The sequence below is a fragment of the Sutterella wadsworthensis genome (assembly GCF_003315195.1).
Taxonomy (GTDB): domain Bacteria; phylum Pseudomonadota; class Gammaproteobacteria; order Burkholderiales; family Burkholderiaceae_F; genus Sutterella; species Sutterella wadsworthensis.
The window spans coordinates 36534-55144 of record NZ_QNRV01000010.1 but is presented as its reverse complement, the minus strand read 5'-3'; the positions used below and the strand labels follow the sequence as shown (position 1 = coordinate 55144).

At 55.0% G+C, this 18611-nt stretch carries 21 protein-coding genes; 17 read left to right on the top strand and 4 right to left on the bottom strand.

The genetic code is table 11. The annotated features are described in order from the left end of the window. The first annotated feature begins 51 nt into the window (after nucleotides 1-51). The 10 genes from DES29_RS05970 to greB all read left to right on the top strand — a co-directional run bounded on the left by DES29_RS05970 (nucleotide 52) and on the right by greB (nucleotide 5252). The gene (locus DES29_RS05970) at nucleotides 52-1443 is read left to right on the top strand and encodes a hypothetical protein (protein ID WP_113854584.1); all 1392 of its coding nucleotides are present in this window, start codon (nucleotides 52-54) and stop codon (nucleotides 1441-1443) included. After that, nucleotides 1443-1925 (top strand): DUF4376 domain-containing protein, encoded by a 483-nt coding sequence (locus DES29_RS05965; protein ID WP_113854583.1) that lies wholly within the window; start codon nucleotides 1443-1445, stop codon nucleotides 1923-1925. The genes DES29_RS05970 and DES29_RS05965 overlap by 1 nt, the downstream gene beginning before the upstream one ends. After that, nucleotides 1922-2161, top strand: a complete 240-nt coding sequence (locus DES29_RS05960) for a hypothetical protein (RefSeq protein WP_113854582.1) — start codon at nucleotides 1922-1924, stop codon at nucleotides 2159-2161. The genes DES29_RS05965 and DES29_RS05960 overlap by 4 nt, the downstream gene beginning before the upstream one ends. Further along, on the top strand, nucleotides 2161-2640 hold the full coding sequence (locus tag DES29_RS05955; RefSeq protein WP_113854581.1) for a hypothetical protein: 480 nt from the start codon (nucleotides 2161-2163) through the stop codon (nucleotides 2638-2640). The genes DES29_RS05960 and DES29_RS05955 overlap by 1 nt, the downstream gene beginning before the upstream one ends. Nucleotides 2641-2666: 26 nt before the next feature. Beyond that, nucleotides 2667-2873, top strand: a complete 207-nt coding sequence (locus tag DES29_RS05950) for a hypothetical protein (RefSeq protein ID WP_113854580.1) — start codon at nucleotides 2667-2669, stop codon at nucleotides 2871-2873. 4 nt (nucleotides 2874-2877) lie between these two features. Beyond that, the gene (locus tag DES29_RS05945; RefSeq protein WP_113854579.1) at nucleotides 2878-3192 is read left to right on the top strand and encodes a phage holin family protein; all 315 of its coding nucleotides are present in this window, start codon (nucleotides 2878-2880) and stop codon (nucleotides 3190-3192) included. Next, the gene (locus DES29_RS05940) at nucleotides 3189-3629 is read left to right on the top strand and encodes a lysozyme (RefSeq protein WP_113854578.1); all 441 of its coding nucleotides are present in this window, start codon (nucleotides 3189-3191) and stop codon (nucleotides 3627-3629) included. Before DES29_RS05945 ends, DES29_RS05940 begins: the two co-directional genes overlap by 4 nt. A gap of 1 nt (nucleotide 3630) precedes the next feature. Beyond that, nucleotides 3631-3939 carry a crAss001_48 related protein gene (locus DES29_RS05935; RefSeq protein WP_113854577.1) on the top strand — a complete coding sequence of 103 codons (309 nt, stop codon included), beginning with the start codon at nucleotides 3631-3633 and terminating at the stop codon, nucleotides 3937-3939. Continuing rightward, nucleotides 3936-4346, top strand: coding sequence for a hypothetical protein (locus DES29_RS12360; RefSeq protein ID WP_147145871.1), 411 nt, complete (start codon nucleotides 3936-3938; stop codon nucleotides 4344-4346). The genes DES29_RS05935 and DES29_RS12360 overlap by 4 nt, the downstream gene beginning before the upstream one ends. Before the next feature lie 348 nt (nucleotides 4347-4694). Then, nucleotides 4695-5252 carry a transcription elongation factor GreB gene (gene greB / locus DES29_RS05925; protein ID WP_113854575.1) on the top strand — a complete coding sequence of 186 codons (558 nt, stop codon included), beginning with the start codon at nucleotides 4695-4697 and terminating at the stop codon, nucleotides 5250-5252. Nucleotides 5253-5354: 102 nt separating this feature from the next. Here greB and DES29_RS05920 read toward each other — a convergent pair whose 3' ends face one another. From DES29_RS05920 to DES29_RS05905, 4 genes are all read right to left on the bottom strand, one after another. Beyond that, a complete protein-coding gene (locus DES29_RS05920) occupies nucleotides 5355-7712 on the bottom strand; it encodes a RelA/SpoT family protein (protein ID WP_005431769.1) in 2358 nt (785 codons plus the stop codon). Nucleotides 7713-7882: 170 nt separating this feature from the next. Next, on the bottom strand, nucleotides 7883-8083 hold the full coding sequence (gene rpoZ, locus DES29_RS05915) for a DNA-directed RNA polymerase subunit omega (protein ID WP_005431767.1): 201 nt from the start codon (nucleotides 8081-8083) through the stop codon (nucleotides 7883-7885). 119 nt (nucleotides 8084-8202) lie between these two features. Next, nucleotides 8203-8862, bottom strand: coding sequence for a guanylate kinase (gene gmk / locus DES29_RS05910; protein WP_016473713.1), 660 nt, complete (start codon nucleotides 8860-8862; stop codon nucleotides 8203-8205). 12 nt (nucleotides 8863-8874) lie between these two features. Continuing rightward, entirely contained in the window at nucleotides 8875-9777 is a 903-nt protein-coding gene (locus tag DES29_RS05905; protein ID WP_113854574.1) for a YicC/YloC family endoribonuclease, read from the bottom strand. A 269-nt stretch (nucleotides 9778-10046) separates the two neighbouring features. On the opposite strand from DES29_RS05905, the gene rph reads away from it, so the two are divergent. The 7 genes from rph to DES29_RS05865 all read left to right on the top strand — a co-directional run bounded on the left by rph (nucleotide 10047) and on the right by DES29_RS05865 (nucleotide 18553). After that, nucleotides 10047-10823 carry a ribonuclease PH gene (rph, locus tag DES29_RS05900; RefSeq protein WP_201638824.1) on the top strand — a complete coding sequence of 259 codons (777 nt, stop codon included), beginning with the start codon at nucleotides 10047-10049 and terminating at the stop codon, nucleotides 10821-10823. An 8-nt stretch (nucleotides 10824-10831) separates the two neighbouring features. Further along, the gene (rdgB, locus tag DES29_RS05895) at nucleotides 10832-11449 is read left to right on the top strand and encodes an RdgB/HAM1 family non-canonical purine NTP pyrophosphatase (protein WP_113854572.1); all 618 of its coding nucleotides are present in this window, start codon (nucleotides 10832-10834) and stop codon (nucleotides 11447-11449) included. A 32-nt stretch (nucleotides 11450-11481) separates the two neighbouring features. After that, nucleotides 11482-12651, top strand: a complete 1170-nt coding sequence (gene hemW, locus DES29_RS05890; protein ID WP_113854599.1) for a radical SAM family heme chaperone HemW — start codon at nucleotides 11482-11484, stop codon at nucleotides 12649-12651. Between the two features lie 573 nt (nucleotides 12652-13224). Continuing rightward, a complete protein-coding gene (gene glnA, locus DES29_RS05880; protein ID WP_005431748.1) occupies nucleotides 13225-14637 on the top strand; it encodes a type I glutamate--ammonia ligase in 1413 nt (470 codons plus the stop codon). 206 nt (nucleotides 14638-14843) lie between these two features. Further along, entirely contained in the window at nucleotides 14844-16001 is a 1158-nt protein-coding gene (gene glnL / locus DES29_RS05875; protein WP_021995822.1) for a nitrogen regulation protein NR(II), read from the top strand. A gap of 57 nt (nucleotides 16002-16058) precedes the next feature. After that, nucleotides 16059-17864, top strand: a complete 1806-nt coding sequence (gene ntrC / locus DES29_RS05870; protein WP_005431746.1) for a nitrogen regulation protein NR(I) — start codon at nucleotides 16059-16061, stop codon at nucleotides 17862-17864. Beyond that, nucleotides 17864-18553: a hypothetical protein gene (locus tag DES29_RS05865; RefSeq protein ID WP_005431745.1), complete on the top strand. Its 690-nt coding sequence runs from the start codon at nucleotides 17864-17866 to the stop codon at nucleotides 18551-18553. The genes ntrC and DES29_RS05865 overlap by 1 nt, the downstream gene beginning before the upstream one ends. Nucleotides 18554-18611 lie beyond the last annotated feature (58 nt).

Below are 18611 nucleotides of genomic sequence, written 5' to 3'. Positions count from 1 at the left end.
GCTCGTTGATTATGCAAGAAACTCACTTTTAAAAGAAAAGGAGTTCATTGCATGGCTATCAGCACAGAAGTCCGTCGCGCGGGGCCTTACCATGGCAACGGACAGCAGACGGAGTTTCCTTTTAATTTCAAAGTATTTGACTCGTCTCAGGTTCGCCCAGTGCTTTCCGTTGACGGAGGGAAGACAGAAACAGTCCTGCCGTCAGCGGATTTTGTAGTTACGCTTTCAGTTGATCAGGATGTGAATCCTGGCGGTGCGGTCGTCCTTGTATCTCCATTATCTATTGGCAGTATCCTCACCATTATTTCTGCGGTTCCATATCTGCAGCCGGTAGTGCTGACAAATCGAGGCGGGTTCTATCCTGACATCCTTAATCAGGCCCTTGACCGTGCAACGGCTCAAATTCAACAGCTCGCGGAGAAGCAAGAAAGGGCATTGACGGTCCCCGCTACCACTGAAAAAACTTCAGAGCAGTTGATACAGGAGCTTTGGCAAGTAAAAGACAGTGCGGCAGCATCAGCTTCAGCATCCGCATCGTCGGCAAAATCTGCAGCCGATTCTCAGTCTGCAGCGGCTGAGAGTGCGGCGGCTGCGAAAACGAGCGAGAGGGCGGCCAAGAGTTCTGAAGAAAATGCGACGGCTTCAAAATCTGCCGCGGTTAATTCCGCATCTGCATCTGCCACGTCTGCCTCGTTGTCTGCGTCGCAAGCGGCTTTGGCAAAGAAATGGGCGGCGCAAGATGTTGAGCCTGTAGAGGGCTCTGGAGAAACCGCGCTTTACTCTGCAAGAGAGTACGCAAAGCGCGCTGGCGCTTCTACTCAAATTGCTGTGAAGTCAAAAACTGAGGCGGCCGCGAGTGCATCCTCTGCAGCCGGAAGCGCTTCTTCTGCAGGAAGTTTTGCGAGCAACGCTTCGACAGCCGCAGCAAAGGCCGCAGACAATGCGATGACCGCGCAAAAATCTCAAGCTGCAGCGGCCATTTCTGCATCTGCAGCGGCGGTTTCGGCGAAGGAAGCCAAAGATGCCGCAGGCCAATCTGCCGCAGGTCAGCTGCAGGCGGACTGGAAGGAGACCAACTCGTCTGCCAAGAGCTTCATTAAGAATAAGCCGGAGATCCCCGCTGTGAAAGATTTGGTGCTCAAAGTTGGCGTCAGAGGTGCATTGGCAGGATATGAAACTCCTGTAACGGCGATTAAGGCAACAACCATTACTCATGACTCTCCAGATATGCAGGCAGTGGCAGGGACAATTACGGCGCAGAGCCCCTCAGCCAATGCAGGCTTCACGAAGGTAGTGCGATTAGATGCCGAAACGCCAACGGTTGTTTTAAGCGCTAATTGGACTTGGGCAGGAGACACCGCTCCAACTTTGAAAAAAGGGAGCTTTGTAGTTTTTTGTGCCCTTAATGGCAAAGGTATTGCAGCCCAAATTAAGGGGGCGTAATGGCGACTAAATATATTTATAGAGAAAAGGAATTTAAAAGTCTATACGCAGTCCGACAATATATTGGTATTGAAGAACGTATAGGCTTTGGTGAAGCCGAAACCGTTGAAGATTTTCGCAGGTTCGGGTTCGATGTTATTTCAAGAGAATACGACCCAGAGCAAGAATATTACGCCTCTCTTACTGAACTGCAAAAAACACAATACGATTTAAGAAAAGCGAAGCGAGTGCGTGAAGAAGCCGTCAAAGCGATCAAAGTCACCGTTGACGGAATGACCTTTGACGGTGATGAAATAGCGCAGAGCCGCATGGCTAGGGCGTTAACCGCAGCTGAAGCGGCTGGTCAGGATTCTACAGTTTGGGTGTTGGCTGACAACACCGTCGCTACTGTAACAAAAGCACAGCTTGCTCAGGCTCTTGCTCTCTCTATGCAGGAGATGGGGAAGATGTGGACAAAGCCTTATGAGGAGAAAGCTGAATGAAGGTAAAGCATCCTGATGGGCTTCAGGTGCTTATTGCTCTGGATCAGCTGATTAATACGCTGATCTGGGACATGGCTGATGAAACTCTCAGTGCCAGAGCACATCGTCATGCACTTAAAGATCGTAAGTGGCCTGAGAAGATAATTAATGCTTTGTTTTTCTGGCAGCCAGACCATTGCAGACAGGCTTATGAGAGTGAGTTAGAGAGAACTCAAGTGCCCAAGGAGTATCGCTAATGTTTAATAAAGAGCTGTTGTTGATTAACTCTTCAGGTGTTGAATATTTACTTATTCCGGGGGTTATTACAAAAGCTTCAAGGTTAAAAGAAGTTGGATACTATCCGTCGAAGAGTATAGGAAAACTATCCCCAACAAGTATTGACGGTAAAAAGATCTTTAAGCTGTCCGGGGCGACTTCTAAAATAAATAGTAGAAAGTTTGTATCTCTGTACTGCTTATTAGAGCCTAATGAAGAGTATCAGACAGCTTTTATATATTTTGGGCTACCGAATATAAAACAATATACTTTCAAACTTAATCCGTATACTCCGCCAGAAAATGCCAGAGGATGGTACGCAATGGAGGCTAATAAAAATCTTGAACGCTGGGCGGCAATGCAAGTTTTAGTTGGTACTTTACAAGAACTTGCTCTTAGGGGCGAAGTCGGTCCATTTTATTTGAGCACCACTCCTCCGCCTTGGGGATATACAGCGTAAGTGATCTCTATCAAAAGAGAGGAGTTATGACACGCAAAGAAATTTTCAGAAAAATTGGTCTTGCCGTACAAGGCTTCACGGATTCTGCACGACGGAAGTTCGTCATAGCACTTGATGCTGAAAAAGCAAAACTGGATCCAGAGACTCGACGCAAGGTGCGTATCTTTTGGGGTTTTGTCAGTGCGGTGACATTTGTTTTTGGCTTCGCCCTTTGCTACGTCATTGTGGGGTGAAAGGATGCCGGACAAGCAACTTCACGAATGGTGGGTCTTAGTTATGACGGGCTTCTTTTCCGTTTTTTGCGGTTGGCTCTCGTACCTACTGAAAGTGCAAGAAGGAAAGCAATTCATATGGCGAGAGTTCTTTCTTCACGGAGCGATAAGTGCTGTAAGTGGCCTTGTTTGCTATGAGATTCTTGCCTATCAAGGATTCCCGGCAGAGCTTTGCGGGAGCCTTGCAGGCGTGGCGGGTTGGGGTGGGACCAGAGCGATACGACTTGCTGAGGTGGTGATCCAAAAGCGACTCGGCGTAGACAGGGAGGACTTGAAGTGAAAAGTTTTGGAAGCTATCGCTACGAGCTGGCTATGGCGTTCGTCAAGGCTGAAGAAACGCTGCGTCTCAAAGCATACAAATGCCCGAAAGGCGTGTGGACGATCGGGTGGGGGCACACAGGCGGCGTCAAAGAGGGAGACACCTGCACCAAGGCGCAGGCCGATGCGTGGATTCGCAGTGACTTGCAGTCTGCACAAACCGGCCTTGCAAAGTACATCAACGTCCCTGTTTCAGCAAATCAGTTCATTGCGCTACTGAGCTTGGCATACAACTTGGGAGCGCAAGGTGTCGTCGATAAGTGTCCCAAGATGCTGCGCGCGCTGAATGCAAAAGACTACGACGGTGCCGCCGATGAGTTTTTGGACGTTACCAATGGCGGTTTGGCGGGGCTTGTTGCCCGCCGCCGCAGAGAAGCAGACTTGATGCGGAAATGCTGAAATGGTCAAAATTCGCAAAATGTCGCAAAGCCTGCTGCGAGCTCAGGACGAACGTATCCGCAAAATGACACTCGCAGACACTATCGATCTGATGAACTCTCCGGATTACAAAGAGCGCTTCAAAGCGGAGTATTACCAAATACGCATTCGAACTCTCAAGCTCAGAGATATGTGTGAGGCTTGGGAGGCTGGCCGGCTCAATTTCGCTCCAGCTTGCAGCCGAAATCTTTACCAAAACCAGTTAAGTCGTATGGGCGCGTATTGTCGCGTGCTGAGAAATCGGGCGCAAATGGAAGGTATTGAGCTGTGAATTGGCAGACTGTAGTCGCACTGATGCTTATGAGCGTGAGTTTTATGGCGGGCTACACGACTAGAGGTTACGTAGCAGATGCAGAAATGGCCAATTTGCAAAAGACAGAAGCTGTTGCACGGGTGACGCAAGGAAGAAAAAATTATGAAAGACTTGTTGCAGCTTTGGACAAAGTCGCTGCTGCTGACGTTGACCTTGATCGTATTCGCCGTGATGCTGACAGGATGCGCCGGGCATATGAAAGTCGTCTGCGAAAAGCCAGCGCCGCTGCCTGTAACCTTGAGCAGGCAGCAGTTGCCCGATGCGAAAACCTTCTCAGAGAAAGCGTCGAACTTATCGAAGAAGGTCGCAGCCTACTTCTTAGAAACGCCGCAGTTCACGACGCCCTAGTGTCTACTCACGATTAACTGGTATGCAAAAGACGCACACACGCCAGTTTCTGTGCTATAGCTCGTAGCGTTATGATCTCTGCTGTGGCGTTCCAGTTAAGGCCGCGCCGGATGGTATAACAGATGGTATAACATTTTATAGATGTACTGGAATTCCTAGTGAGAGAGGGTGGGTTAATCCTTCTCCTCCCACCAGAATTTCAACCGGAAGGTTCCATCGGACCTTCCGGTTTTGTCGTTATGCAGTCTTGAACCGACATATTTGCTGTTCCTGAATGCAACGGACAATAATTTTGAAGATTCTCTAGTGAAGTAGAGTGTTGGGGTATTGAGTGTCAGTGCTCCTAAAGCTGTAAAGGATGCATCATGGCTGATAGTGATGATGAAGAAGTGAAACTTCCGGGACTTCCCCCCAATACTAAGAATTACATGACGCCGGCTTGCTATCGCCGCTTACTTGATGAACGTGAACATCTAGTGAATGTTGAGCGTCCTGATGTCGTGAATGTTGTGGCTTGGGCGGCCAGCAACGGTGATCGCAGCGAAAACGGTGACTATCTGTACGGCAAAAAACGACTGCGTGAGATTGATCGCCGCATTCGCTTTTTGAATAAACGTATTGAGTCAGCTGAGGTTGTTGATCCTGCGGCTCATCCAGAAACGGATCAAGTCTTTTTTGGCGCTACGGTTCTTTACTGCAATCAGCGTGGTGAAGAGCGCAAGATTCGCATTGTTGGAATCGATGAAGCAGATGCAGAACACGGCGATGTGAGTTGGATTAGTCCCATTGCGCGTGTATTCCTTCGTCGTCATGAAGGCGACGAAGTGAAGCTCCCGACGCCGGCTACAAGCACGCATCCAGCCGGCGTAGATACGTTGGAAATTCTTGAAGTTACCTATACCGACCAGCAGCCGGTACCGTAAAGTCGGCACAAAAGGCCAATGAGGAAGGGACGATTTGAAGCTTCAAAATCGTCCCTTCTTGTTAGAGTCGCAGTTCAAGGTGCGGTGGTTCTTGAGACCGGTTTAATTGATTTTCTTTTTGGTAGAAACGCCTTCCTCAAGACTGCGTTTGACCTTGATAACAACGTCATTTTGACGAATCGTGCGCATGACATGAATGAGGTGATTTTTATCGCGCACTAAAACCGTTACATGCACGATATGCTCGCCTTGAGAGTCATCGAGCGTTACCGCAGTGATGCTCGAATTAGCTTCGGCCACGGCAGCGGCCACAGTCGCGAGGCCGGCGTGTGCGTCCTTCACGCGAACTTCAAGCGGTACTGAGAAGTGGGCTCCCTGCTTCGTTGGGCCCCATTCCAGATGCATCCAACGGTTGGGATCCGCCTGCTTGCCGCGGGCGGCATGCGGGCAGTCCTCACGATGTACTGTGAGTCCAAGTCCCGGGCGGTTGTAGCCCGTGATGTCGTCACCGGGAATCGGATGGCAGCAGACCGCAAGATGCTGGGCGATGCCTTCGTTGCCGTTGATGATGACGGCAGGGAGTTCTTCTCCGGAGGAATCCAGATTCTCCTCGCGCATAAGCGAGCGCAGTCGATGAAGAACCGCGGCAGGGAGAGCCTTGCCGAGTCCGATCATGGCGTATAGCGAGGCAAGACTGTCGGCACCAAATTCCTTGAGAAGCTTCTCCTCAATCGAAATCGGAATGGTAGTGAAGTCAATCTTTTGTTCGTTGGCCAGGGCTTCGAGTGCTAGACGGCCAAGTTTCGTTGATTCATCGAATTGGCAGCTGCGCAGATATTGACGAATTTCCGCGCGGGCGCGGCCGGAATGCACGTATTCGAGCCATTCGGGGGATGGGTGCGCATCCGGAGAGGTTTCAACTTGAACAAGGTCGCCGTTACGAAGCGCAGTTGAAAGCTGTTTGGCTTCGCCATTGATGCGAACGGCCTGCGTATGGTTGCCCACGTCGGTGTGAATCTCGTAGGCGAAGTCGATGGCTGTAGATCCCTTGGGAAGCGAAATAATCTTGCCCTTCGGCGTGAAGACGTAAATGCGGTTGGGGAAAAGGTCGACTTTGATATTTTCAAGAAACTCTGTGCTGTCCGTGCTGGTGCGCTGGATTTCAAGCAAATTCTGAAGCCACGCAGCTGTCCGGGACTGCAAGTCAGAAGTGTCTTCGCTGCTGCTGTAGAGCCAATGAACGAGAATGCCGTTTTCGTCGATACGGTGCATTTCCTCTGTTCGTATCTGAAACTCAACCGGCGTGCCGTCCGGACCAATCACTGTCGTGTGCAGACTTTGGTAGCCGTTCGACTTCGGGATGGCAATAAAGTCCTTAAAGCGCGAATGAACGGGTTTGAAACGGCGATGAAGGGCTCCGAGCGAGAGATAGCAGTCGTCAAGATTTTTCACAACGAGTCGGAAGCCGTAAATGTCGAGCGCGTCCGAAAAGGATTGATGCTTTTCGCGCATCTTGTTGTAGATGCCGTAAATGGTTTTGTCACGACCGAGGATTCGACAAGGAATACCGGCTTTGAGAAGTGCCGTACGAGTATCCTCCATCATCTTTTCGAGGAATTCGCGGCGAGCCTGACGCGTTTTCAGAACATTGGCGTAGAGAACTTTGTAGCGGAAGGGGTAGCGGTTCGCGAACGAAAGTTCCTGCAGTTCGCGGAACACATTGTTAAGCCCTAAACGGTGTGCGATAGGCACATAGATATCGAGCGTTTCGCGAGCAATGCGGGCGCGTTTTTCAGGGCGCATGACGCCAAGCGTACGCATATTGTGGATGCGGTCAGCGAGCTTCACGAGAATCACTCGAACGTCGCGAGCCATGGCCAGCAGCATCTTGCGGAAGCTTTCGGCCTGAGCAATTTCGTTTGAAGAAAAGCGGAGCTTATCGAGCTTGGAGACGCCGTCGACGAGTTCAGCCACTTCAATGCCGAACTTTTCGGCCATTTCCCGCTTGCTGGTGCCGGTATCTTCAAGCACGTCATGCATAAGGCCCGCTTCAATCGTTTCGGCGTCCATGCGCCAAGACGCCAGAATGGAAGCAACGGCAATCGGGTGCGTGATATAGGGCTCTCCGGATTTGCGGAACTGTCCCAAATGAGCGTTGTCGGCGTAGCGGTAGGCTTCGCGAATTTTTTCAACGTCGGCATTTGATAGATAGCTGCGGCAAGTATCAACCAATGCTTGAGCAGTTACGACGCCAACGGGAGGCTGCGGCGTGAAGAGCGGCAGGTCCGCGTCGGGCAGATCTTCCGGAACGACGGCTACCGGCACGGGCGTACGCGTAAGGTGCTTCGTGAAGCTAAAGGGCGAAATGGGCTTACGCGGTGTGACGGGCTGCGGAACGGCACCATCATGAGCGGTGTCGTACATGTCGTCGGGAAAAGCAGGAAGGTTGTCGAGGGCCATTGCTCTGATTCCAGTTCTTTTATCTGCCTACCATTGTGGCGCGATTGCAGCGAAATGTCGCGTATTCATCTTTATAGGGACGCAGTTATTTTTCCAAGAGACGACAAACGGCCGGCGTCTCCCCTTAGCAGAGAGGCTTTCCGGCCGTCCTGAAGCGCGCCTAGAGAGGATCAGCGGACGTTCTTAAGCATGTCCGTACCGATCAATCCGTCGGCGATCTCGCGCAGTGCGATAACGCCGGGCTTGTCCTTGGCATCGATCTTCGGCGCATAGCCCTGAGAGAGCTGACGTGCGCGGTAGGCGGCAACTAAAACCATCTGGAAGCGGTTGGGGATTTTCTTCAGGCAGTCTTCAACAGTAATGCGGGCCATTTTTATCTTGAGCGGAAAATGAAGAGCGCTCCTCTATAGTGAGAATGCGCTCCCAGTAAAAGAAATTTTTTAAGAGAATGCTGCTCGTTTGAAGAGCGGCAGGTTCAATCGTCAGGAGATTAGACCGGAACGCCGAGATTGGCGAATTGGTCGCGGTGACGAAGCGCCTGCTGTTCATAAGTGAGGCGGCTCGCTGTTACGATAGCTTCGAGCTGCGCCAGAGCCGTATCAAATTCTTCATTAATTATAACGTACTCGAATTCTGGAGCATGTGCAATCTCGGCGCCTGCGCCCATCAGACGACGTGTAATCGTCTGGGGAGAATCAGTGCCGCGATGGTGCAGCCGCCATTCAAGCGCCTCAATCGAGGGCGGCAGGATGAAGATGCCGACGGTCCCTTCAAATTTTTCGCGCACCTGACGAGCGCCTTGCCAATCGATTTCAAGGAGCACGTCATTGCCCCGAGCCATTTGGGACTCGATCCAGGGGCGGCTCGTGCCGTAGTAGTGCCCATGGACGTAAGCGCTTTCGAGGAATTCACCGCGCGACTTCATCTCGAGGAACATGTCTTCGGTGACGAAGTGGTATTCGCGGCCGTTCACTTCACCGGGCCGCGGGTCGCGCGTGGTATTGGAAATTGAAAGCTTGATGTTAGGCTGACGAGCGAGAAGCGCATTGACGAGTGACGACTTGCCGGCACCAGAGGGTGCCGTCACGAGAAAGAGTCGTCCGGGATGGCGGGTTTTGCGGGCATGTTCACTAATGCTCACTTCAGGCATGTTCGTCCTTCCTTATTCCAAATTCTGAATTTGTTCGCGCATCTGATCAATGGTGATCTTGAGCGAGAGCGAAGCCTGCGTCATTTCAATGGCAGCAGCCTTGGAGCCCAGCGTATTGGCTTCGCGGTTCATCTCCTGCGCCATGAAGTCCAGTTTGCGTCCGACAGCGCCGCCAGCGGCCAGCAGACGACGAACTTCAGCAATATGAGTGGTCAAGCGGTTCATCTCTTCGTCAACGTCCATGCGCATGGCGTAGAGCGTGACTTCCTGGCGGATCCGTTCGGTAATTTCTTCCTTCGTCAGCGTTCCCTGCTGAGTGAGCGTCTGAGACAACGCATCTTCAAGGCGTGCAGCGAGTTTGGCCTGCAGCTGGGCAAGGATCTGCGGAATAGCCGCACGGACTTCTTTAACGACGGACGTCATCTTGTCCATATAGCCGTTGATGACCTTGGCGAGCGCAGCGCCTTCACGTTCACGGGCGGCGATGAAGCCGTCCAGAGTCTTGTCGAGAACGGCAAGAACTGCCTGCAGCAGTTCGTCCTTATCCGTTTGAGCGGTATGGGCGATGCCCGGCATTTCAAGGATTTCTGAAACGGAAAGTTCCGCCGCTTCAGGAGAATGACGCAGCACGGCGGACTGCAGCTCAAGGAGGCGCTTCAGCGCACTTTCATTAATTTGAGCCGGCAGCGCCGATTCATCGGCTGACAGCGACATGCGGACTTCAACTTTGCCGCGCGTGAGGCGCTTTTGCAGACGCTCGCGAATAGCGGGTTCGGCAAAGCGCAGCGTGTCGTCAAGACGAAGCGTGAGATCAAGAAAACGGGAGTTGACGGAACGGCATTCAACGGTGACGGTACCGGCGGGCGTCATCCCGTCCGCGGCGAAATAGCCCGTCATGCTGGCAATTGAAGGCATGGAAACTTTTGCTCCTTCAGAATAGCGGAGGGTGGAGGGGGGCTGCATCCACCCAAAATGAGTGAAGCTGACTTAACTTCAAGGTTTGCGAATTGTAGAGCGCCGGCCGGCGGGATTGAAGCTTTCAAGCATCTTTAGGTTTGTCAGAAACAGAATCCGAGCGAAAGCAGGGCGCATAGTCCTGCGGATACAGGGTTCGCCGTTCGACGATAATGACGCTTCGCAAGATGATGAATATTGATGCGCAGATCAGTGCGTCAAATGCACTTATGCTTGAAAAGATGATGACTACACCCAAAGAAGCTTTCGTTCCGCGCCCCGACGGTCGTGCAGTTGATGCGCTCCGCCCGGTTGAAATTACTCGGCGCTTCACCAAATATGCTGAAGGCAGCGTTCTCATGTGTGCGGGTGATACGCATGTGCTCTGTACCGCCAGTGTGACGGTCGGCGTACCGAATTTCCTTCGCGGCAAAGGCGAAGGCTGGGTGACGGCTGAATATGGGCTGCTGCCTCGCTCCACCGGTACCCGCACCGACCGTGAGGCGGCCCGCGGCAAACAGACGGGACGCACGCAGGAGATTCAGCGCTTGATTGGCCGGAGTCTGCGCGCCGTTGTGGACCGCAAAAAGCTCGGTGAACATACGATTCAGATCGACTGCGATGTGCTGCAGGCCGACGGGGGCACGCGCTGCGCTTCGATTACAGGCGCCTGGATTGCCCTTCGCGATGCCGTGGATTGGATGCTCGCCAAGGGCATGATCTCTGAGGATCCCATCCTCGCACAGGTGAGCGCGGTATCCGTAGGCATGTGGTCCGGCGAACCGGTGCTGGACTTGAATTACGTTGAGGACAGTGCTTCCGACACGGATATGAATGTCGTCATGACAAGTGCCGGAAAGTATGTCGAAATTCAAGGCACTGCCGAGGGAGATCCGTTTTCTGAAGGTGACCTCGCCAAACTCCTTGCGCTGGCAAAAAAAGGGAATGCCGAACTGGCGGCTTTTCAGCGCAAGGCTCTGACGGAAAAGACAGAAGCAAAGCAGTAAAAAAAATCATGACGAAAAACGATCCTATTCTTGTGCTTGCCTCCGGCAATGCCGGCAAGATCCGCGAATTTCAAGCGATGTTCTCGCACCTCAATGTGCACGTAGAAAGCCAAAAGACCTTCGGCGTAAAGCCTTGCCCGGAGCCCTTTCACACCTTTATTGAAAACTGTCTGGCCAAGGCTCGGCATGCCGCTAAAGAAACCGGACGTCCGGCGATGGCTGACGATTCGGGGCTCTGCGTGGATGCATTGGGCGGAGCGCCGGGCGTCTATTCCGCCCGCTTTGCGGGCGAAGATGCCTCAGACGAAGACAACAACCGCCTGTTGATGGAAAAACTGCATGGCGTTAAGAACCGTGAGGGGCATTATGTCTGCGTGCTGGTTGCTGTTCGGTCGCCCGACGACCCAGAGCCCCTCATTGCTGAAGGCACCTGGGAGGGCGTGATTGCTGAAGCTCCCAAGGGCAGCGGCGGCTTTGGGTACGACCCTTATTTTTATTTGCCTGAAGCCGGCGCAACGGCAGCAGAACTTTCGCCAGAAGCCAAAAATGCCTCCAGTCACCGCGGCAAAGCACTCGTGAAGATGGCTCGGCTTCTGAAGGAGCGCTGGGGCTGGGGTGCGGCGTGAGCGCAGAAACGCCCTTAATCAGTCCGCCGGTCATGCCGCCGCTCTCCATTTACCTGCACTGGCCCTGGTGCGTTCGTAAGTGTCCGTACTGCGACTTCAATTCACACCGTCTGCCGGCTTCTGCAGCGGATCGATTGGCTTTTGAGTCGGCATATGCGGCGGGCGTACTGCAGGATCTGGAGGCTTGGTGCCGTCAAGCGCCGGAGATTGCCGATCGTCCGATTGTTTCGATCTTCGTGGGGGGCGGAACCCCCTCTCTGATGTCGGGAGAAACGGTTGAGCGGCTCTTAACTGGCATCCGCAGCCGCTTTCGACTGACCGAAGACTGCGAGATCACGATGGAAGCGAATCCCGGTACGGCAGAAAGTGAGAAATTCAAAGCCTTTCGTGCCGCAGGGGTGAATCGTCTTTCCATCGGCGTGCAAAGTTTCAGCGACGAGAAACTCCGGCGCTTGGGGCGGATTCATACTGCTGACGATGCGCGTGCAGCCATTGATATGGCGCGACGGTCGTTTGAGAACTTCAATCTCGACCTGATGTACGCGCTCCCGGGAGAATCAATAGCGGATCTGCAGATGGAACTGGCAGAAGCATTGTCCTCAGGAGCGACGCATCTCTCCTGCTACCAGCTCACGATTGAACCCGGCACTGCCTTTGAAAAACGCCTGCCGGAAGATTTGCCTGATCTTGATGAAACGGCAGAAATGGGTGATGTCGTGGAAGCTTTACTGGCGCAGGCGGGTTATACACGCTATGAGGTATCAGGCTATGCGCAGCCCGGCCGTCAGTGCCGGCACAATTTGAATTATTGGATGTTCGGCGATTATCTCGCGGCGGGGCCGGGCGCCCACGGCAAACTTTCCGTTGTGAATGCTGAGGGCTTCAGCATCCTTCGAGAGGCTCGGCGGGCCAATCCGCGGAAATGGCTTGAGGCTCTCGAGGCGACGGGGAGCGGCGCGGAAGAAAGTCATTTCGTGCCGCCCGAGGATCGTCCTTTTGAATTTATGCTCAATGCCCTCCGACTGCTTAACGGCGTGCCGGCTTCGCTTTATGCGGAGCGCTCAGGGCTGCCGCTTGAGTCCATCCTGCCGCAGCTCGAACGCTTGCGCCGTGACGGTCTGCTTTCGGCGGATCCCGACCGCATTGCGCCGACGCGCAAGGGCCTGGATTTCCTGTCGGATGTTCAGGAAGCTTTTCTATAAGCAACCCGCGCTGAGTTCGTCTTGGCCATGCACAACTTTGGCGCAGTTTTTGAATTTTGGAGCAGCCGTCTTTCCTCTGCAGCCGCATCAGCCGGGCTTTTTCGAGCCTCGGCGTGCATAACGTTGTGCATGGGACTGCACCGGAAGGCACTGACGAGAACAACTTTGGTGCGTATTGCGCCTGGCATGCACTTTATTGGTGCGCAATGACTGAGCTTCAAGGCATAATGCCGAAGGTCGGAAGGTATTGCGCCCCAAAGTTGAGAGGCCTGGCAATGAAATGGCAGGTCAGGGGTTCCACGAATCATTCGGGGAATCCCGCAAATACGTCAACGGTGCGGTTTTCGGGTATTGGCGCCGTCGCATTGTTTGGCATGTTCAGCATTTGGCACGGACCTTGCTTCTCATACGAGTACGCCTTCTTCAAGGCAGCCGCGTCGGAGAGTGCCTCCGGCGGGCCGCTTTAGAGGGGCTTCCCCCATTCAGTTTTTACCCCGCAAGGGAACCGCGGCGGAACCCGTTGGTCTGGAAAGGTTCCAGAACCGAACCGCCGTCGAAGTAGGAGAGATGAATATGACGTCCGCTGCTGATGTACTGCAGATGATCAAGGACAACGACTGCAAGTACGTGGACTTGCGCGTCACCGATCTGCTCGGCAAGGAAATGCATCTGACGATTCCGGCCGATAAGATCGATGAAGACACGTTTGAACTTGGTCAGCCCTTCGACGGTTCTTCCTTCGTCGGCTGGCGCGGCATTGAATCGTCCGACATGCTGCTGCAGCCGGATCCGAGCACTGCCCGCATGGATCCGTTCCGTGAGGCCAATACGCTCGTGCTCAACTGCGACGTGCTTGAACCGACGACCGGCAAGGGCTATGAACGTGATCCGCGTTCGCTCGCCCACCGTGCTGAAGCCTATTTGAAGTCGACCGGTATCGGCGACACGGCTTATTTTGGCCCGGAACCCGAATTCTTCATTTTTGATTCCATCCAGTGGGATCATCAGTCCGGCTCCTCCTTCTTCAAGATTGGTTCGGAAGAAGCGCCCTGGTCGTCCGGTCTTGACTTTGAAGGCGGCAATCTTGGTCACCGCAACCGCGCCAAGGGGGGCTACTTCCCTGTTCCGCCCTGCGACAGCCTGACCGACATGCGCAGCGAAATGTGCACGCTCCTTGAGCAGCAGGGTGTGCCCGTTGAAATTCATCACCACGAAGTGGGCGGCGCCGGCCAGTGCGAAATCGGCACGCGCTTCAGCACCCTCGTGCAGCGCGCCGACTGGACGCAGATTCTCAAATACACGGTGTGGAACGTAGCGGCTGCTTACGGCAAGACCGCCACCTTCATGCCGAAGCCTATCGAAGGCGACAATGGTTCGGGCATGCATGTCCACCAGTCCATCTGGAAGGACGGCCAGAACCTCTTCTCGGGCAATGGCTACGCCGGGCTCTCTGAAATGGCGCTCTATTACATCGGCGGCGTGATCAAGCACGCTCGTGCGCTTAACGCTATTACGAACCCCGGCATCAACTCCTATAAGCGTCTGGTTCCGGGCTTTGAAGCGCCGGTGAAGCTTGCCTACTCGTCGCGCAATCGCTCGGCTTCGATCCGTATTCCGTTCGTCAACAGCCCGAAGGCACGCCGTATCGAAGTGCGCTTCCCCGATCCGCTCTGCAACTCTTACCTCGGCTTCTCGGCTTTGCTGATGGCTGGTTTGGATGGTATTCAGAACAAGATCCACCCGGGCGAAGCGGCTGACAAGAACCTCTACGATCTGCCGCCCGAAGAAAACGCCAAGATCCCGACTGTTGCGCCGAACCTCGAGGTTGCGCTTGACAGTCTTGACCGTGACCGTGAGTTCCTCACCCGCGGCGGCGTCTTCACCGACGACCTGATCGACGCCTGGATCGCCGAAAAGCGCAAGGACGTGCTCCGCGCTGAAATGGCCGTGACGGCGCTTGATTTCGATCTCTACTACTCGCACTAATCCCTTTCAGCCTCTGCGGCTCCGAACCCTCATCCGTTCGGGGTAGCAGTCAAAATGGGATCCGGCCGTCCGGACAATGCTGATCGATTGTTTGACGGCCATGGTCGAAATGAAGGGAACGGTGCGTGCACTGTTCCCTTTTTTCATAAATAGGAGCTGATGAGCTTCAATGCTCCGCCTGCCTGCTTTGAGAGGAGTTTTTGCAATTGACTGAGAAGGAAAGCCTGACGGATGCCGTCGGCACCAGCTTTGATCTCTTCGATGCGCTCGCCGAAGCAGTGTTTCTGCTCGATGACGAGGGCCGCATTACGTCGGCCAACGCAGCGGCGGAGACGCTTATCGGTCGTACGCGCAGGGCATTGTCAGGCGTAGATGTAGCGGAGTTCCTCCCCGAAGCGGCCGGCTGGTTTCGACGGCGTGCGGCTGCCCCGGGAGCCGTTGAAGCAGCATCCTTCATGCTTCCGGCGGTGGAGTTTCTGCGGGGGCTTCTTCCGTCCGTGCGGGTGCGAGCCTCTTTTTCGTCGCTTTCGCCTAAGCCTTCGAATGCCCCGTCGGGCACCACGGCGCTTCTGGAAGTGGTTGATCTTGATGACGCGCTACGAGCTGAGCGCGATGCGATTGCAGAGGCGGGGCGTGCCGCCAACAGCGAGCTGCTGCGCAATTTAGCGCACGAAATTAAGAATCCCTTGGGCGGCATCCGAGGTGCGGCGCAGCTGCTTGAGAGCGAACTCGTGCGTGACGAAGACCGTGAATGCACGAACGTCATCCTGGAAGAAGCGGCAAGACTGCAGGAACTGGTTGACCGACTCCTCATGCCTTATCGGACGCCGGCAGCAGCCGGCCCGGTCAATATTCATGAAGTGCTCGAACATGTGCGCAGCCTTATCGGCCTTGAATTTGCCCAAGGGCTCACGATTGAGCGTGATTACGACATTTCTGCGCCGGCCGTTTTCGGTGACCGCGGCCGTTTTACGCAGGTCTTTCTGAACCTTGCGCGGAACGCCGCAGAGGCCATGACGGAAGGTCGCGCTCACGGGACGGCTGTCATTATTTTTAAAACACGCATTGCGCGCGATGTGATGCTCGCAGGGACCCGCACCCGTACGGCACTGCGTATTGATGTCGTCGACAACGGTCCTGGGGTGCCGGAGCACTTGAAGGAGCGCATCTTTTTCCCGTTGGTGACCGGCCGTGCGGAGGGCTCGGGCCTCGGACTCGCATTGGTAAAGACCTTTGTGGAGGAAGCCGGCGGAAGCATTACGCTCGAAAGCCGTCCCGGCCGGACAGACTTCACGGTACTGCTGCCGCTGGAAGGCCGTGAAGCGCGTGAAAACCGAGAAGCAAAGAACGGCAAAGGTGCGTAGCGAATCGCTTTTAAAGACGCTCTGAAACGCTGACGACAAACATTGGAAGAACAAATCATGGTGGACGACCTTTACGGCACCTCGGACTACGGCACAACTCAACCGGCAGCGGGCGGCAGCACAGGCAAGCCGCCTCTGCGAGAGCTCCGCGGCGCACATGATGCCGGCCGCGAACCCGTTTGGGTGATTGATGATGACCGGGCAATCCGCTGGGTGCTTGACCGTGCGCTTGCGCGTGCCGGCATTGGCTGCCGCACCTTTGAGCGCGGTCAGGACGCTTTGAATGCGCTCGAGGCCGCGAAGACTGTGGGCGGAGAGCTTCCCCTCGTTCTGGTTTCAGACATTCGTATGCCTGGTCTCTCGGGCGTGGATCTCCTCACGAAGGTGAAGGAGCTTGTGCCGGAACTGCCGGTCATTATCATGACGGCCTTCTCTGACCTGGAAAGCGCGGTTTCCGCCTTTCAGGGCGGCGCGTTTGAATATTTGACCAAGCCCTTTGATGTGCTCAAAGCTGTTGAACTCATCAGCCGAGCCATGGAAGACGCCCGCCGCCGCGGTCTGCATGCAGCAGCCGGTCAGGCGGGCGCGGCCGCACAAGGCGCGGCGTCGGCAGCCTCGCCGATTGACGAACCCTCGGCACCGGTGCCTGACCTGATTGGTCAGGCGCCAGCCATGCAGGAAGTTTTTCGTGCCATCGGACGGCTTTCGCAGAGCAACGTCACCGTGCTGCTCACCGGAGAGTCCGGAGCGGGCAAGGAGGTCGTTGCGCGTGCCATTTGGAAGCACAGCCGCCGCAGCCGTGCACCCTACATTGCGATCAACATGGCGGCTATCCCTCGAGAACTGCTCGAAAGTGAATTGTTCGGTCACGAAAAAGGCGCGTTCACCGGCGCGGTGGCCACGCGTCTGGGCCGCTTTGAGCAGGCCAAGGGCGGCACGCTCTTTTTGGATGAAATCGGCGATATGCCGATGGAGCTGCAGACTCGGCTTTTGCGTGTACTCTCCAACGGGTACTTTTACCGCGTAGGCGGTCACCAGCCCATTAAGGCCGATGTTCGCGTCATTGCCGCGACGAACCAGAATCTGGAAGAACGCGTCAAGAGCGGACAGTTTCGAGAGGACCTCTACCATCGCTTGAACGTCATCCGTCTGCGCTTGCCACCGCTGCGTGACCGAGTTGAGGACATTGCCCCCTTGTCGGCACATTTTCTCGCTGCCGGTGCGCGGGAACTCGGCGTGGAGCCTAAAACCCTGACGCCAGAGGCATTGAATGTCATCCGTGCGTTTCCGTTCCCCGGGAATGTTCGTCAGCTCGAAAACCTTTGCCGGTGGCTTCTTGTCATGGCGCCGGCTCAGGAAATCCGTGTGGAAGACCTTCCCTATGAAATTCGTCATAAGGAAGCCGCGGCAGCCGCACATCCGGAGGCGCTTAATGCGGTCAATACGCACGGAGCCGTTGGCAATCCGGCAGAAGAGGGCTTCAAGACAGAAACGCCGGAAGCGGCTTCCGCACAGTCGCATTCTGCGCCGCTTCGTAGCAAACCCCATGCAGCGGCCGCCTCATCGACGGATGCGGAGGGTGACTGGAAGGCGCTTTTGGCTGCCGAAGCCGAGCGGATTCTGGAAGCGGGCGAGCCGCAGGTTTGGGAAACGCTGGCGCACGAGTTTGAGCGCACGCTCATCCGCACGGCCATGAGCGCCACCCGCGGACGCCGCATAGAGGCGGCCGAGCGCCTTGGGCTCGGGCGCAATACACTTACCCGCAAGATTGCAGAGCTTGGCCTCACCGATGAATTGGCAAGCCGTCTGCCGCCAGTGCGAAAGAAGGATCAAGTCAAGTCCTTGGACGATGGCGCAGCGTAATGCGTATGCGCCTTGAGGGATTAATGGGTTCAAAGGCTAAGTTTTCTCAGCGGATTGACGTACCGGGAACGGCTGATACGCCGGAAAATCTGCAGGGCGGCGTGCTTCTCGTTTTCCCGCCCGGCTTTGGACCGACGCTCAGTCCTGGGCTAGATGCTTCAGCGCAAGCGCTGGAGCGGCAAAAGCTTTCTCGCCCTCGCGGGCGCATCACCGCAAGACAGGTGGATCGGGGCCCTGAGGTTCCGCAGCTGCTGAAGTGGCTCGAACGTGCGGGATTCCCTGTTGCGCAAGAAGCTGCGCGTTTTTCGATCTTCACTTGGCCGCAGCGCTGGGAGGCCGATCGGCCGCTGGATCGACGGGTGCTGAAAGCGGCTGCCGCGGATGCGGCGCGGCTCGCCGAAGAAGTCAAAAAGCGTCGGCCGCTCCTTCTTTTCTTTGTTTCCGCTCAACTCCTTGATGCCGCCAATCTCCCCGAAGTCTTAGAGGCGCTTGAGCCCGTGCTGGCGCATCCCGCGGAACCCGTGCGCCGCATTACTGACCTGCGCTTGCGAGTGACCGCACAGCGCTGGGTGAAAGCGCTCTGCTTCGGTTTGCCGATGCCTCGGAAGACCTTTACGCCTGAAACAGAAGAAACGATTGCGGCGGGCATTGCCGCTATATTTCGCCGTGAAGAATTGCTCCCGAGCTGAATAAAACGCGTCGTTTGCGTATAGTGTCGCGCATCGGAAAAAATGGCCGCAGCAACGC